Source organism: Roseicyclus salinarum (genome assembly GCF_029624655.1).
GTDB classification, from domain to species: Bacteria; Pseudomonadota; Alphaproteobacteria; order Rhodobacterales; family Rhodobacteraceae; genus Roseibacterium; species Roseibacterium salinarum.
The window spans coordinates 34,330-48,781 of record NZ_JARRSA010000014.1 but is presented as its reverse complement, the minus strand read 5'-3'; the positions used below and the strand labels follow the sequence as shown (position 1 = coordinate 48,781).

Sequence of the window (14,452 nt, the reverse complement as noted above, 5' to 3'; positions counted from 1 at the left end):
AAGCGGAGGAGACAGATGGCAAGAGTAGCGCTCGTCACAGGCGGCACGCGAGGCATCGGCGAAGCGATTTCCAAGGCGCTGAAGGCCGAAGGCTACGAAGTGGCCGCGACCTACGCGGGGAACGACGAAAAGGCCGCGAAGTTCACCGAGGAAACCGGCATCAAGACCTACAAGTGGAACGTCGCCGACTACGACTCCTCGAAAGAGGGCATCGCGAAGGTCGAGGCCGATCTGGGCCCCATCGACGTGATCGTGGCGAATGCCGGCATCACCCGTGACGCCCCGTTCCACAAGATGACGCCCGAGCAGTGGCACGAGGTCATCGACACCAACCTCACCGGTGTCTTCAACACCGTGCACCCGGTCTGGCCCGGAATGCGCGAGCGCAAGTTCGGCCGCATCATCGTCATCTCGTCGATCAACGGACAGAAGGGCCAGTTTGCGCAGGTGAACTATGCCGCGACCAAGGCCGGCGATCTTGGCATCATCAAGTCCCTCGCCCAGGAGGGCGCGCGCGCGGGCATCACCGCCAACGCGGTCTGCCCGGGGTATATCGCGACCGAGATGGTGATGGCCGTGCCCGAGAAGGTGCGCGAATCGATCATCAACATGATCCCGGCAGGTCGCCTCGGCGAACCCGAGGAAATCGCGCGCTGCGTCGTGTTCCTCGCGTCGGAGGACTCGGGTTTCATCAACGGATCGACGATCTCGGCGAACGGCGCGCAGTTCTTCGTCTGAGAAACCGCGACCGGAAAAGACACGAAAGGCCGGGGCGCGCGGTGCCCCGGCCTTTTTCGCGGAAACCTGCGACGGGTCAGGCCCGCGCGGCGCGGCCGGCCGTCGCGCGGCCGAACATCCGGGCGAAGAGGCCGGCAACGTAATGCGCGCGATCTTTATGGGCGCGCGAAATGACGGCGCGCACCTTGGTATCGGCGGAATAATCGAACATGGATCAGGTCCTTTGACTGACGGGTCTGTCTCCCTTGACCTGAATATGGGTCAGCAACGCTGACATTACCAATACCCATGGTGAAACCCCGCCCTTCGCCTGTCGCAACGCTTGGAAGGGGCGGCGCACGCGACCGTCCCCTGCGGGACAGGCCGTTTCCGATCATGTCGATGTGGGGGGTGCCCTTGAGCCGAGGCCGTGTGTTGCGGGGCGCGCGCCTGCGGCCTCGGCAGTTTCAGGGCTGCGCCTCAGTGCTCGAGGCGCGAAATTTCTTCCTTGAGGCGAAGTTTTTCCTTCTTCAGCTCACGCACTGCAAGGTCGTCGATGCCAGGGCTACGCTGCGCGTCCTCCACACGTTGGGAGAGGTTCGCGTGTTTCTTCTTCAATTCCTGAAGATGGGCGCCTAGCGACATCGTGAGTCCTCCTTGGTTTGTGACGTTAGTGCATCAAGGCAACCATGGATTGCGAGTCGTGTCACGCAATTCACGCGAAAGGATATTTCAAATGCGGAATATCGCTCGCGTCAGGGCCAGGCGATCGGCATCCCGTCGCGCAGGATGCCGTTCAACTCCTTCGTGAAGCTCTCGCCATCGCTGAGATGGCTTTCGCCTTCATGTACAAGAAGTGCAGGAAGCAGGCGGAACGGGGCCCGCCCGCCCTTGCGCGCCCGAAGCAGGACGCGGCCGGCGGGACGGCCCGGACGCGATTGAAGCGGCAGGACCGAGATGGAGCCGAACCCGCCCAGAACGCCCAGCAGGTCCGGCAGGCGTTCGGCGGTCTGGATCATCGTGAGCCATCCCTTCGGCGCGAGCCGCGCAAAAGCGGCCTCGGTCCAGGCGGCAAGCGGCGTCTCCTCGCGGAGGGCGGCCTCGCGCCCGGCATCGTCGGCGGCGGTGCCGTCGCCGGGCCGGAAATACGGCGGATTGGCGATGACGTGTCCGAAGGCGCGCTGCTTCAGCTCGCGCGGGAGCGCCGCCAGATCCGCCGTCACGACATCGAGGTCCACACCGCCCTCCGTGGCGTTCCGGCGCGCGAGCTCGGCATAGGCGGCCTGCCGCTCGACGCCGGTGAGGCGCACGTCCGGCACGCGCACGCCAAGGCACAGGCTCGCCACCCCGACGCCGCACCCAAGCTCGAGCACACTGTCGCCAGCGCGCGCCGGACAGGCCGCCGCAAGAAGAACCGGGTCCGTTCCCGCGCGATAGCCGCGCCGAAGCTGCCAGGCGTGGACGCGGCCGCCCAGAAAGGCGTCGCGGGTCAGATCGTCGTGCGGCAGGGTGACACTCATTCCGACACGGGGAGGTCGTTGTCGCGAAGGACGGCGCGGGCGCGGAATGCATCGGCGCGGCGCACCAGAAGGCGGCGCGGCAAAATGCCGATCGACCCCTCGAGGGCGCTCATATGGACGTCCAACTCGAAGACCTCTATATCCTCGCCGGACAACAGGGCCGAGGCGAAGGCGATCACGGTCAGGTCGTTGCTGCGCAGCACCTCGAGCATGAACCGGCATTTAGGGGGACCGCGCCCGATTGTCGAGGCGAGGGCCGGGTGTCGAGACAGGAAGGAAAGCCGCGCCATGAGCCTCGATGAAGCCGCCACCAAGCCGCACGAACGCCTGCAGGCCGCGCTGAGCGCCGATCTCGAGGCCGTGGGCGCGCTGATCCGCGACCGGATGGCGTCGCGCCACGCGCCGCGCATCCCCGAAGTGACCGCGCACCTCGTCGATGCCGGCGGAAAGCGCATCCGCCCGATGCTGACCCTCGCCGCCGCCCGGCTTTGCGGCTACGCGGGCGAGGACCACAGGAAGCTCGCCGCGACGGTCGAGTTCATCCATACCGCGACGCTGCTGCACGACGACGTCGTGGACGAAAGCGCACGCCGCCGCGGACGGCCCACGGCCAACCTCCTGTGGGACAACAAGTCGAGCGTGCTGGTCGGCGACTACCTGTTCGCTCGGTCCTTCCAGCTGATGGTCGAGACCCGGAGCCTGCGGGTCCTAGACATCCTGTCGAACGCCGCCGCGACGATCGCCGAGGGCGAGGTGCTGCAGCTGTCCGCGGCCATGAACCTCGCCACGACCGAGGACATCTACCTGCAGGTCATCCGCGGCAAGACCGCCGCGCTGTTCGAGGCGGCCTGCGAGGTCGGCGGCGTGATCGCGGGGCAGGACGACGACGTGGTGCAGGCGCTGGCGCGTTACGGAGACGGCCTTGGCGTCGCGTTCCAGATGGCGGACGACCTGCTGGACTGGGGCGGGGCCGCGGGCGAGATCGGCAAGAATACGGGCGACGATTTCCGCGAGCGGAAACTGACGCTGCCGGTGATCCGCGCCGTCGCGCGCGCCGACGCCTCGGAACGCGCCTTCTGGGTGCGCACCATCGAGAAGGGCGACCAGCGCGATGGCGATCTGGAGCAGGCCATGGTCATCCTGCGCCGGCACGGCACGCTGGAGGAGACGCGGGCGGAAGCGCGCCGCCATGCCGCCAACGCCAAGGACGCGCTGTCGCACGTTCCGGCGCACGAGCTTACCGGGATGCTTTCGGACCTCGCCGATTATGTGGTCGCGCGCCTGACCTGACGCCGCTCAGGGCGCGTCCCGCAGCACGGGCGCCGCGGCGACCCACCAGTCCGGCCTCTCGCCGCGAAGCCGCGCGGCCGCTTCGCGCGCCTCGGCCTCCCCAGTGAAAAGCCCGAAGCAGGTGCCGCCAGACCCGCTCATCCGCGCAAGGCGGCAGCCGCCCCCGCGCGAGAGGGCTTCGAGCACGTCCGAAACCTGCGGCACGAGGCTGCAGGCGGCATCCTCCAGGTCGTTGCGCGTATCCCGAAGCCACCCGATCAGCCCTTCGGCATCGGTCCATGCGGGCACGGGCATCGGCGCGTTGTCGACGGCAGGCAGCGCCTTGAAGACGGGTCCCGTGGGCACCTCGACGCCTGGATTGACAAGGACGAGCCAGAGACCGGGCATGGGTGGCACGGGGTCCAGAACCTCGCCGATGCCCCGCATCCGTGCGGGCCTGCTGGCCAGGCAGACGGGAATGTCGGCCCCGATCGCGAGCTGGTCTGCCAGAGACGGCGCCGGCATCCCCCACAACACGGCAAGGCCGCGCATCGCGGCGCCCGCATCGGCCGAACCGCCGCCGATACCACCGGCATGAGGGAGGTGCTTGTCGAGAAGGATGGCCGCGCCACGCCCGCTTCGGAACGCGTCCGCGGCGCGCCAGACGAGGTTGCTGGCATCGGCCGGGACGCCCCGCGCACGAGGCCCGCTGACCGAGAAACGAAGCTCGGGCGCCGGCGCGATGTCGAGCCAGTCACCCGTGCCGGCGAAGACGACGAGCGAGTCGAGCAGGTGATAGCCGTCGTCGCGGCGCCCGGTGACGTGCAGCGCCAGGTTGACCTTCGCGGGCGCGAAAATCCTCACTGCGTCTCGCCCACGCCGCCTTCCTGTTCCAGCACCTGGTCGAGGCCGATCTCCAGCTTGAGGCGAATGCGCTCCGCATCCTCGTCGGCCGGTTCGAGGCTGAGCGCGCGCTCCCACTGGAAACGGGCCTCGCGCCGGCGGTCTACCATCCAGTAGACGTCGCCGAGGTGGTCGTTGATGATCGGGTCGGTCGGCAACAGCTCGACCGCGCGCTCCATCGGCTCCACCGCCTCGTCGAACCGCCCGAGGCGGTAGAAGACCCAGGCAAGCGAGTCGACGATGTAGCCGCTGTCGGGCCGCGCGGCGACGGCCTCCTCGATCATGCCGAGCGCCTCGTCGAGATTGCGGCGCTGCTCCACCAACGAATAGCCGAGGAAGTTCAGGACCTCGGGCTGGCCCGGGTTCAGGTCCAGCGCGCGGCGGAAATCGGCCTCGGCGGGCGGCCAGTCGCCGACCTCGTGATGGCAGATCGCGCGGGCGTAATACATGAACCAGTATCGCGGCTGCGACGCGTCCACGAGATCGAGCGCGGCGGTATAGCTTTCGATGGCGCTTGCGCATTGCTCGTTGCGGCGCTGCATGTCGCCCAGCGCCGCGTGAACGGAGGCGAGGTCCGGACGCTCCCGGGACAGCGCGCCCAGCGACGCGAGCGCCTCCTCGGTCGCGCCCTGCTGCTCAAGCGCCTCGGCGCGGCCCATCTGCGCCTCGACATACTGGTCGTCACCCGGCGGCACGAGCGCGTAGGTTTCGGCCGCGAGGTCATAGTGCTCGCTGTCCGCCAGAAGCAGCGCGGCAAGGATCAGCGCGTCGCTGTGCGCGGGCGAGATGCCGTGCGCCGCGCGCGCATAGATCAGCGGCAGGCTGCCGGAATTGTCGCTGCCGAAGGCCTGCGCCACGGTGAAGAACACCTCGGCGATGCCCTCCTGGGCGTTGGTCACGAAGCTGTATGGGCCCTCGGCGCCGGCGCCGATCCGGGCCTGAAGCGCCAGAAGCGCGGGGTCGGGGACGCGCTGCGTGTAGCCGTCCAGAAGGTCAAGCGCCTCGGCGCGGCGATCAAGCTGCACGAGGATCTCGGCGCGGGCCCGCACGATGCGCTCGGTCTGGCTGATGCGGCCCGCGCTTTCGCCCGAAAGGATGTCGTCGGCGGCCTCGAAATCGCCCACCGCGGCGCGGGCGAGGCCCAGATGCAGCCACGCAAGTTCGGCGAGGCCGGGCTCAGTGGTCAGCGCCATGAAGGCCTGTTCCGCGCGGTCCATGTTCCCCTCGCCCAGCGCGATCCAGCCGCGCGCGAGGTCGTCGACGAAAGGCCCGCCGCCGCGCCCGGCCTCGACGGCCTCTCGCGCTCCCTCAAGGTCGCCCGCGCGCAAGGTCTCCACGAAGGTCACGAGGCCGGCAAGCTCCTGCCCGTTGGCGTCTTCGGGAAGGTCGGCGGCGATGGCGGCCGCGGCGTCCCAGCGCCCGAGCGCGGCATTCGCGAAGATCGCGTTCGAGATGAGGATCGGGTTTCCGGGGTCGGCGCGAAGGGCGCGCTCGAAATACTCGGCGGCCTCCCTGTGATCGCCCTCGAGCGAGGCCAACCGCGCCGCGAGGTAGGCCCCGGCGAGCCCGGCGTCCTGCTGCGCCGCTGCGGGCGCGGCCGACGCCAGCAGGGCGGCAAGCGCCGCTGCGCAACCAAGTCGGCGGAAAATGGGCATCTGAACCTCCCCTTCGCTCGTGACGGACACTAGGGCGCGAGGACCCTCAGGGCAACGCGGGCAGACGGCGGCGGCGCACTTTGCCGGTCACGCTTTCGCGCGGTCCGCCGCAAGGTGCGCGCCGGAGCGTCACATATTGGGATAGTTTGGCCCATCCCCCCCCTGAGGCACGGTCCACTTGATGTTCTGCGAGGGATCCTTGATGTCGCAGGTCTTGCAGTGGACGCAGTTCTGGAAGTTGATCACGAACCGCGGATCCTTGCCCTCTTCGCGCACCACCTCGTAGACGCCGGCGGGGCAGTAGCGTTCCGCGGGCTCGGCGTATTCCGGCAGGTTGACCGCGATCGGCACGCTGTCGTCCAGAAGCTTCAGGTGCGACGGCTGGTGTTCCTCGTGGTTGGTCATCGAGAAGCTGACATTGGTCAGCCGGTCGAAGCTAAGGACGCCGTCGGGCCTGGGATAGTCGATTGGCTTGAACTTCCTGGCCTTGCCGGTCGCTTCCGCGTCGGACTTGCCGTGCTTCATGGTGCCGAAGACGGACGCGCCGAAAAGGCTGTTGGTCCACATGTCCATGCCGCCGAGGACGACACCGCCCGTGAGCCCGTATTTCGACCACAGCGGCTTGACGTTGCGCACGGGCTTGAGGTCGCGCGCGATCGGGCCGTCCTTGTGGAGGTAGTCGTCGTAGGCCACGAGCTCGTCGCCCGAACGTCCCGCGGCGATGGCGGCGTGGGCGGCCTCGGCGGCCTGCATTCCCGACAGCATCGCGTTGTGGTTGCCCTTGATGCGCGGCACGTTCACGAGGCCGACGCCGCAGCCAAGGATCGCGGCGCCGGGCGCCACGGCCTTCGGCATCGACTGCCACCCGCCCTCGGCGATGGCGCGCGCGCCATAGGCGATGCGCTTTCCACCCTTCAGAAGCTCCGCCACCATCGGGTGATGCTTGAAGCGCTGGAATTCCATGTAGGGGTATAGATACGGGTTCTCGTAGTTCAGGTGCACCACGAAGCCGACATAGACCTGGTTGTTGTCGAGGTGGTAGATGAACGATCCGCCGCCCGCGTTCTTGCCCAGCGGCCAGCCCATGGTGTGCACGACCTTGCCCGGCTTGTGCTTCGCGGGGTCGATCTCCCAGATCTCCTTCATGCCGAGGCCGAACTTCTGCGGGTCGCGACCCGCCTGAAGATCGTATTTCGCCATGACTTCCTTGGTCAGCGAACCGCGCACGCCCTCGCCGAGGAAGACATACTTGCCGTGAAGCTCCATGCCCGGCTCGTAGCCGTCGCCCGGCGTGCCGTCGGGGTTCAGGCCGAATTCGCCCGCGACCACGCCCTTCACCTCGCCGTTCTCGCCATAGACGATCTCGGAGCAGGACATGCCGGGGAAGACTTCGACGCCAAGCTCCTCGGCCTGCCCGGCCATCCAGCGGCAGACGTTGCCCATCGAGACGATGTAGTTGCCGTGGTTGTTCATCAGCCCTGGCATCACCCAGTTGGGGATGCGCACGCCACCGCCCTCGCCGAGGACGTAGAAGCGATCCTCGCGCACCGGAACGTCGATGGGCGCGCCCTTCTGCTTCCAGTCGGGGATCAGAAGGTCCAGGCCCACGGGATCCAGCACGGCGCCCGACAGGATGTGCGCGCCGACCTCCGATCCCTTCTCGAGGACGACGACGCTCAGGTCGGGGTCGAGCTGCTTCAGGCGGATCGCCGCCGACAGGCCCGCGGGCCCCGCGCCGACGATGACCACGTCGTATTCCATGCTTTCGCGTTCGATCTCGGACATGCCGTTCCTCCAGCTTTCGCTCCGCAGGACAAGCCCTGCGGATCGCCGCGATGGCGTGACGCGCAACAAAGTTTCGCGTTTGCGTATTGAAGCATGGGGCGCGGGTCAATCGTGACGCGGATGCAACTTGTCGCAGAGACGCCCCGTCAAAGGGACATTTGGGAACGGCTGCCGGATGCGCTAGGTCCCGCGAAGGGACGTTTTCGGAAAGGGGAAGCCCATGAGCCTGCTACGCCTGACCTACCTCGCGCTCATCATCGTCGGCACGATCCTGCCGTGGAGCTACTTCTACGCGTGGTTCTCGGAAAACGGCTGGTCGCTCGCCGCGATGATCGACGCCTGGTACGTCAACGACGCCACCAGCGGCCTCGTCTACGACCTGACCATCGCCGCGGCGGCGCTCACGATCTGGGCCGTCGTGGAGATCTTCCGCGGCAACCTGTGGTTCGTGCTGGTGATCCCGGCGACGTTCGGGATCGGGGTCAGCTGCGGCCTGCCGCTTGCGCTCTATCTCAAGGCCAAGCCGTAGGGCGGGCCGGCGCCCGCCCCGCGGCCGGTTCCGCCTCAGGGCAGCAGGATCGTCTGGCCCGTGGTCTTCCGCGCCTCGAGCGCGCGATGCGCGGCGGCCACGTCCTGCAGCGGGAACCGCTGGTCGATGCGGACCTTCACCGCGCCCGCCGTCACCTTGCCGAACAGGTCGCGCGCCATCTCCTGGCACGTCTCGTGGTCGGCGATGTGCGTGAAGAGCGTCGGGCGCGTGATCTTCAGCGACCCCTTCTGCCCGAGGATGCCGACGCTGAACGGGGGCACCGCGCCCGAGGCGTTGCCGAACGAGATCATCATGCCGAGCGGCTTGAGCGAATCGAGCGAGCCCTCGAACGTGTCCTTGCCGACCGCGTCCATCACGACGTCGACGCCGCGTCCGTCCGTCAGCTCCTTCACGCGGGCCGCCCAGTCCTCGGTGCGGTAGTTGATGCAGTCGGTTGCGCCATGCTCCAGCGCAAGCTGGCATTTCTCGTCCGTGCCGGCGGTGCCGATCAGGCGGATGCCCTCGCTTCGGGCCCATTGGCACGCGAAGAGGCCGACACCCCCCGCGGCGGCGTGGAACAGCACCGTGTCGCCCTTGGCGATCGGTGTCGTGCGCCGGAAAAGATATTGCGTCGTCAGGCCTTTCAGCATCATCGCCGCGCCCTCCTCGAAGGAGATCGCGTCGGGAAGCGGGCAGACCTGCGCGGCGTTCATGACGCGCGCTTCGGTGTAGGCTCCGGGCGGCGCGGCGGCATAGGCGGCGCGGTCGCCCGCCTTGAGGTGCGTGACGCCCTCGCCCACCGCCTCGACCACGCCCGCCGCCTCCATGCCCAGCGCGTGAGGCATCTCAAGCGGATACATCCCCATCCTCTGGTAGACGTCGATGAAGTTCAGCCCGCAGGCCGCGTGCCGGATGCGGATCTGACCGGGACCCGGATCGCCGACCTCGCGGTCCACGATGCGGAACTTCTCGGGGCCGCCCGGTTCCTCGATGATCGCCGTTTTCGCCATGTCGTCCTCGCGCAAGATTCAGTTTCGCGCAGCCTAGCGGGCGCAGGGCTGCCGTCCAGCCTCTTTGAAATGCCGGTCTGGGGTGCTACCTGCGCGCGACGGGAATCGCGGGACCGAAGGCCTATGGACCACTTTCTTTACAGGAACGGCGTGCTCCACGCCGAGGACGTTGCGATCCCCGAGATCGCCGCGGCGGTCGGGACGCCCTTCTACGTCTATTCCTGCGCGACCCTGACCCGTCACTTCCGTCTCTTCGAGGAGGCGCTTTCGGGCCTCGACCATCTTGTCTGCTTCGCGGTGAAATCGAACTCGAACGTGGCCGTCCTGGCCCACCTGGCGTCCCTCGGGGCCGGCATGGACGTGGTGTCCGGGGGGGAATACCTGCGCGCCAGGGCCGCCGGGGTGCCGGGCGAGCGGATCGTCTTTTCGGGCGTCGGCAAGACCGCGGACGAGATGCGCATGGCGCTTGAGGGCGGCATCCGCCAGTTCAACGTCGAAAGCGAGCCCGAGCTCGAGCGCCTGTCGACAGTCGCCACGGGGCTCGGCGCGACGGCGCCGATCACCGTGCGCGTGAACCCCGATGTCGATGCCCGCACCCACGAGAAGATCGCGACGGGCAAGTCCGAGAACAAGTTCGGCATCCCGATCGCCCGCGCGCGCGAGGTCTATGCACGCGCCGCCAGCCTGCCGGGGATCGAGGTCGTGGGCATCGACGTGCATATCGGCAGCCAGCTGACGGACCTGGAGCCCTTCGAGATCGCCTATTCCAAGGTCGCCGACCTGACGCGGCAGCTTCGCGAGGACGGGCACGACATCCGCAGGCTCGACCTCGGCGGGGGCCTCGGCATCCCCTACGAGCGGTCGAACACCGCGCCCCCCCTGCCGGTGGAATACGGCGAGGTGATCCGGCGCACCGTCGGCGATCTGGGCGTGGAGGTCGAGATCGAACCGGGGCGCCTGATCTCGGGCAACGCAGGGCTGCTGGTGACGTCGGTCGTCTACGTCAAGAATGGCGACGGGCGCGACTTTCTGATCCTCGACGCGGCCATGAACGACCTGATCCGCCCCGCGATGTATGGCGCTTGGCACGACATCGTCCCGGTGGTCGAGCCCGTGCCGGGCGTCGAACAGGCGCCCTACGACATCGTGGGTCCGGTCTGCGAGACGGGCGACACCTTCGCGAAGCAGCGCCAGATGCCGCCCCTGTCCGAGGGAGACATCGTCGCCTTCCGGTCTGCCGGCGCCTATGGCGCGGTCATGGCCGGCGAATACAACACGCGCCCGCTCATCCCCGAGGTTCTGGTGAAGGAAGATCAATTCGCCGTCATCCGGGCCCGGCCATCGTTTGACGAGATCATAAAGCGCGATACTGTTCCCGAATGGGTATGAGCCCATCTCGCCCGGGCCACCGGCCCCGAAAGGGAGCATGACCGAGAAACGCTCCGCGCACCAGGCGGCCCTCGACCGCCTGATCTGGCCCCTGCGCCTCACACGCCTCGGCATGGTGGCCGAGCGCGCGGCGCGCGCCTTCTGGCCGTCGTGGTCCGTCGTCTTCGTGTTCTTCGCCGCGCTCGCCTTCGGCCTGGCGCAGGCCGTGAGCCGGCCGGTCCTGTGGGCCGTCGCCGCACTCGCGCTCGCGGTCTTCGCGTGGTGCCTGCTCGGCGGTATCAGGCGCTTCCGGCTTCCCGGCAGGCAGGACGCGCTCGAGCGGCTCGACCGGACGATGCCCGGACGTCCGATTACGGCGCTTCTGGATACCGTCGCGGTCGGCGGCTCGGACCCGGCCACGCGCTCGGTCTGGGAAGCGCACGTCGCGCGCATGGCCGCACAGGCGGCGCGCGCCCGCGCGCCCGAACCGGACCTGCGCCTGTCGTCCCGCGACCCCTTCGCGTTGCGCTACGTCGCGGCGACGGCGCTGGCGATGGCGCTTCTGTTCGGCACGCTGGACAGGGTCACGGACGTGGGCGACGCCGTCGCGTTCGGCCCCGGCGCAGCCTCTGCGTCCGGTCCCTCCTGGGAGGGCTGGGTGGAGCCGCCGATCTATACCGGGCTTCCGTCGCTTTACCTCAACGACATCAGGGACGCCGCGTTCGAGGCCCCAGAAGGCAGCCGGATCAGCCTGCGCTTCTACGGCGACCCGGCCGACATCACCGTCGAATCAGGACTGGGCGAACCGCCTCCCGGCGACGCGGGCGGCGCCGCGCGGACGCTGGTGCTGGAGCGGTCCGGCGCGCTGACCGTGCACGCCCCGTCCGGCACGCGCAGCTGGGAGATCTCGGTCCTTGCCGACGGGCCGCCCGAGGTCGCGCTGGAGGGCACGCTGGAAGGCGAGCCCCCGGGACAGATGCAGATGACATTCAGCGGCCGTGACGATTACGGCGTTGCGTCCGGCACGGCCAGCTTCCGCCTCGACCCCGGCGCCGCCGACCGCCGCTACGGCCTTGCCGTTGACCCCGAGCCGCGCGAGGCGCTGGTGCTCGACCTGCCGCTTCCCTTCCGGGGCAGCCGCGAGGACTTCACCGAAGTTCTGGTCGAGGACCTCGCCGCGCATCCCTTCGCCAACCTGCCTGTCTCGCTGACGCTGACCGTCACCGACGAGGCTGGCCAGATCGGCACCGTAAGCTACGACATACCGCGCCTTCCGGGCCGCCGCTTCTTCGACCCGATGGCCAACGCCGTCGTGGAACTGCGCCGCGACATCCTTTGGAGCCGCGGGAACGCCGGCAGGACCGCGGACCTCCTGCGCGCGCTGACGCACATCCCCGAGGGCGACCTCGACGAAGGTGTCTACCTGCAGCTTCGCAGTGCGATCCGCAGGCTTGAGTCCGGCATCGACGCGATTTCGACCGAGACCCGCGACCAGGTTGCAGAAATCCTCTGGAACGTCGCGCTGGAGCTGGAGGACGGCGACCTCGACGACGCGCTGGAGCGTCTGCGCCGCGCGCAGGAACGGCTGTCGGAGGCGATGCGCCAGGGCGCGAGCGACGAGGAGATCTCGGAGCTGATGCAGGAATTGCGCGAGGCGATGAACGACTACATGCGCCAGCTCGCGCAGAACGCCGAGCCGGGCGACGACACCGACCAGCCGGACCGGGGCGAGCGCACCGAGATGTCGATGGCCGATCTCGACGAGATGCTGCGGCGCATCGAGGAGCTGATGCAGCAGGGCCGCACGGCCGAGGCGCAGGAGATGCTGAACGCCCTGCAGCAGATGATGGAAAACATGGAGATCACGCAAGGCGAGGGCGGCGATGGCCCGCAGACGCCCGGCCAGGAAGCGATGGAAGGCCTGCAGGACACGCTGCGCGAGCAGCAGGAGCTGTCCGACGACAGTTTCCAGGATCTGCAGGAACAGTTCGGTGGTCAGCAAAGCCGCCAGCAGCAGGGTCAGCCCGGGCAGCCGGGGCAGCGTCAGGGCCAGACCGGCGACACTCCGCAACAGCCGGGACAGGGCGATCCGGGCCAGGAGCCGGGCGAGATGCCGGGACCGCCCGGCACCGAGTTCGGCGAAGGCGAGGGTGGCGAGAACGGTCAGATGTCGCTTGCCGAACGGCAGGAGGCGCTGCGCCGTCAGCTCGAGGATCAGCAGCGACGCCTTCCCGGCGCCGGGACCGAGGACGGCGACGAGGCTCTGCGCCAGCTCGACGAGGCCGGGCGCGCCATGGACGAGGCCGCCGACGCGCTCGAGAACGGCGACATCGCCGGCGCGCTGGACCTGCAGTCGGACGCGATGGAGGCGATGCGCGAGGGCATGACGTCGCTTGGGCGCGCGCTGGCGCGCGAAGAGGGCCGCGAGCCCGGTCAGGGTCAGGCCGAGGGCGAGATGCCCACCGACCGGCCGCTTCAGGACCCGCTGGGCCGGCAGGCCGGCAACGCGGGCTCCTTCGGATCGGACGAGGACATCGAGGCGCGTGAAGAGGCCTTCCGCAGGGCACGCGAGCTGCTCGACGAATTGCGCCGCCGCTCTGCCGAACAGGACCGCCCCGACGTCGAGCTGGAGTACCTGCGCCGTCTTCTCGACCAGTTCTGAAGGCGGGTGGGCCCCGGCGTCACGCGGCCGGGCCTTCCGCGCTCTAGTCTTCCGCGCTCGTCTCCCCGGCGGCGACGATCTCGCGGGCCAGATCGTCCAGCCAGAACCGCGCCCGGTCCACCTGTTCGGTAAACGCCTCGAGGGCCGGCGCCACCGCGGGAACCTGCTCGGCCAGCGGCCCCGCGTTCAGGTAGGCGTAGAACAGCCCGGCGGCGACGGCGAGCGTCACGAGGAACCCGATGCGGAAGCCGCGACGCTTGCGCGTCGCCTCGGTGGGCGCCTCGTCTTCGTGGTCTTCGTCGCGCATCTGCTGCGTGTCCGAGGCGCGCAGCGTCGAGTTTATCTCTTCGATGTCTGGCAGGAGGTCCCGGCGCGAGGCATTGGCCTGCGCGGCATTGGCCGCCCCGATCGCGAAGGCGTCCTGCGCATTGGCAAGTTCCGCGCGGCGGCGGGCCCGGCTGGTTTCCTGCGGTTCCTCGTGAAGCGGCATCTCGGACTGGGTCTCGACCGGCGCGGCCTCGGCCTCGCGCAGACGAGCCTCGCGCGCCGCCTCCTCCCGCAGGATGTCGCGGACCGCAGGGTCGATGGGCCGCCGTCCTGTCGGGGCCTCTTCGGGCGCCTCTTCGGCCTCCTCGTGGTCGGCGGCGTCGTTCGAGGGCACGACCCGCGTCGCGGTCTCCGTGTCGGGCGGGATCGGCGCCGCTGGCGGCCCCTCGGGCTCGAGCTCAGGTTCGGGTTCAGGCTCGGGTTCAGGCTCCGGCTGCCACGGGGTGGCCGTCTCGCCGACGTCCTCGTCCGCTTCCGCACCGCCGCGCAGGCCGTCGTCCTGCGGCATGTCCTCGGTCCCCTGTGGCGCGGAGGCCTCGTCGGCCGCCTCCGACGGCATGCCGGCTTCGGCCATGCGGCCGGGCTGGAACCACGTTGTCGAACAGTCCGAACACTGGACGTCTCGGCCCTCGGGAGGGATCATCGCGTCGTCCACTTCGTAACGTGCGCCGCAATTGGGGCATGTCAGCCGCATGAATATCCCTGTC

The 14,452-nt window shown here is 68.9% G+C and carries 14 protein-coding genes; 5 read left to right on the top strand and 9 right to left on the bottom strand.

Going from position 1 to position 14,452, the window contains the following annotated elements; translation table 11 throughout:
• Positions 1 to 15 precede the first annotated feature (15 nt).
• The gene (phbB, locus tag P6F26_RS11225; protein WP_278028779.1) at positions 16 to 738 is read left to right on the top strand and encodes an acetoacetyl-CoA reductase; all 723 of its coding nucleotides are present in this window, start codon (positions 16 to 18) and stop codon (positions 736 to 738) included.
• A gap of 76 nt (positions 739 to 814) precedes the next feature.
• Here the strand turns inward: phbB and P6F26_RS11220 are convergent, their stop codons facing one another.
• The 4 genes from P6F26_RS11220 to P6F26_RS11205 form a co-directional block, all read right to left on the bottom strand.
• A complete protein-coding gene (locus P6F26_RS11220) occupies positions 815 to 949 on the bottom strand; it encodes a hypothetical protein (RefSeq protein ID WP_278028778.1) in 135 nt (44 codons plus the stop codon).
• Between the two features lie 248 nt (positions 950 to 1,197).
• Positions 1,198 to 1,362: a YdcH family protein gene (locus P6F26_RS11215; RefSeq protein WP_278028777.1), complete on the bottom strand. Its 165-nt coding sequence runs from the start codon at positions 1,360 to 1,362 to the stop codon at positions 1,198 to 1,200.
• Positions 1,363 to 1,472: 110 nt separating this feature from the next.
• Entirely contained in the window at positions 1,473 to 2,237 is a 765-nt protein-coding gene (locus tag P6F26_RS11210) for a tRNA1(Val) (adenine(37)-N6)-methyltransferase (RefSeq protein WP_278028776.1), read from the bottom strand.
• Entirely contained in the window at positions 2,234 to 2,449 is a 216-nt protein-coding gene (locus P6F26_RS11205) for a putative signal transducing protein (RefSeq protein WP_278028775.1), read from the bottom strand. Before P6F26_RS11205 ends, P6F26_RS11210 begins: the two co-directional genes overlap by 4 nt.
• Positions 2,450 to 2,525: 76 nt before the next feature.
• Here P6F26_RS11205 and P6F26_RS11200 point away from each other — a divergent pair, with 76 nt between their 5' ends.
• Entirely contained in the window at positions 2,526 to 3,527 is a 1,002-nt protein-coding gene (locus tag P6F26_RS11200; RefSeq protein WP_278028774.1) for a polyprenyl synthetase family protein, read from the top strand.
• A 6-nt stretch (positions 3,528 to 3,533) separates the two neighbouring features.
• Here P6F26_RS11200 and P6F26_RS11195 read toward each other — a convergent pair whose 3' ends face one another.
• From P6F26_RS11195 to P6F26_RS11185, 3 genes are all read right to left on the bottom strand, one after another.
• Positions 3,534 to 4,370: a 4-(cytidine 5'-diphospho)-2-C-methyl-D-erythritol kinase gene (locus P6F26_RS11195; protein ID WP_278028773.1), complete on the bottom strand. Its 837-nt coding sequence runs from the start codon at positions 4,368 to 4,370 to the stop codon at positions 3,534 to 3,536.
• Positions 4,367 to 6,064 carry a tetratricopeptide repeat protein gene (locus P6F26_RS11190; RefSeq protein ID WP_278028772.1) on the bottom strand — a complete coding sequence of 566 codons (1,698 nt, stop codon included), beginning with the start codon at positions 6,062 to 6,064 and terminating at the stop codon, positions 4,367 to 4,369. Before P6F26_RS11190 ends, P6F26_RS11195 begins: the two co-directional genes overlap by 4 nt.
• A 129-nt stretch (positions 6,065 to 6,193) precedes the next feature.
• The gene (locus P6F26_RS11185) at positions 6,194 to 7,849 is read right to left on the bottom strand and encodes an electron transfer flavoprotein-ubiquinone oxidoreductase (RefSeq protein ID WP_278028771.1); all 1,656 of its coding nucleotides are present in this window, start codon (positions 7,847 to 7,849) and stop codon (positions 6,194 to 6,196) included.
• Positions 7,850 to 8,069: 220 nt separating this feature from the next.
• Here P6F26_RS11185 and P6F26_RS11180 point away from each other — a divergent pair, with 220 nt between their 5' ends.
• Positions 8,070 to 8,378: a DUF2834 domain-containing protein gene (locus P6F26_RS11180; RefSeq protein WP_278028770.1), complete on the top strand. Its 309-nt coding sequence runs from the start codon at positions 8,070 to 8,072 to the stop codon at positions 8,376 to 8,378.
• Positions 8,379 to 8,413: 35 nt separating this feature from the next.
• Here P6F26_RS11180 and P6F26_RS11175 read toward each other — a convergent pair whose 3' ends face one another.
• Positions 8,414 to 9,388, bottom strand: coding sequence for a quinone oxidoreductase family protein (locus P6F26_RS11175; protein WP_278028769.1), 975 nt, complete (start codon positions 9,386 to 9,388; stop codon positions 8,414 to 8,416).
• A gap of 123 nt (positions 9,389 to 9,511) precedes the next feature.
• On the opposite strand from P6F26_RS11175, the gene lysA reads away from it, so the two are divergent.
• On the top strand, positions 9,512 to 10,777 hold the full coding sequence (gene lysA / locus P6F26_RS11170) for a diaminopimelate decarboxylase (protein WP_278028768.1): 1,266 nt from the start codon (positions 9,512 to 9,514) through the stop codon (positions 10,775 to 10,777).
• Positions 10,778 to 10,814: 37 nt separating this feature from the next.
• Positions 10,815 to 13,418 (top strand): DUF4175 domain-containing protein, encoded by a 2,604-nt coding sequence (locus P6F26_RS11165; protein WP_278028767.1) that lies wholly within the window; start codon positions 10,815 to 10,817, stop codon positions 13,416 to 13,418.
• Between the two features lie 43 nt (positions 13,419 to 13,461).
• Here the strand turns inward: P6F26_RS11165 and P6F26_RS11160 are convergent, their stop codons facing one another.
• Positions 13,462 to 14,439, bottom strand: a complete 978-nt coding sequence (locus P6F26_RS11160; RefSeq protein ID WP_278028766.1) for a zinc-ribbon domain-containing protein — start codon at positions 14,437 to 14,439, stop codon at positions 13,462 to 13,464.
• Positions 14,440 to 14,452 lie beyond the last annotated feature (13 nt).

Coding starts and splice junctions, on each gene's coding strand:
- phbB (WP_278028779.1), top strand. CDS start 16: ATGGCAAGAGTAGCGCTCGTCACAGGCGGCACGCGAGGCATCGGCGAA.
- P6F26_RS11220 (WP_278028778.1), bottom strand. CDS start 949: ATGTTCGATTATTCCGCCGATACCAAGGTGCGCGCCGTCATTTCGCGC.
- P6F26_RS11215 (WP_278028777.1), bottom strand. CDS start 1,362: ATGTCGCTAGGCGCCCATCTTCAGGAATTGAAGAAGAAACACGCGAAC.
- P6F26_RS11210 (WP_278028776.1), bottom strand. CDS start 2,237: ATGAGTGTCACCCTGCCGCACGACGATCTGACCCGCGACGCCTTTCTG.
- P6F26_RS11205 (WP_278028775.1), bottom strand. CDS start 2,449: ATGCTCGAGGTGCTGCGCAGCAACGACCTGACCGTGATCGCCTTCGCC.
- P6F26_RS11200 (WP_278028774.1), top strand. CDS start 2,526: ATGAGCCTCGATGAAGCCGCCACCAAGCCGCACGAACGCCTGCAGGCC.
- P6F26_RS11190 (WP_278028772.1), bottom strand. CDS start 6,064: ATGCCCATTTTCCGCCGACTTGGTTGCGCAGCGGCGCTTGCCGCCCTG.
- P6F26_RS11185 (WP_278028771.1), bottom strand. CDS start 7,849: ATGTCCGAGATCGAACGCGAAAGCATGGAATACGACGTGGTCATCGTC.
- P6F26_RS11180 (WP_278028770.1), top strand. CDS start 8,070: ATGAGCCTGCTACGCCTGACCTACCTCGCGCTCATCATCGTCGGCACG.
- P6F26_RS11175 (WP_278028769.1), bottom strand. CDS start 9,388: ATGGCGAAAACGGCGATCATCGAGGAACCGGGCGGCCCCGAGAAGTTC.
- lysA (WP_278028768.1), top strand. CDS start 9,512: ATGGACCACTTTCTTTACAGGAACGGCGTGCTCCACGCCGAGGACGTT.
- P6F26_RS11165 (WP_278028767.1), top strand. CDS start 10,815: ATGACCGAGAAACGCTCCGCGCACCAGGCGGCCCTCGACCGCCTGATC.
- P6F26_RS11160 (WP_278028766.1), bottom strand. CDS start 14,439: ATGCGGCTGACATGCCCCAATTGCGGCGCACGTTACGAAGTGGACGAC.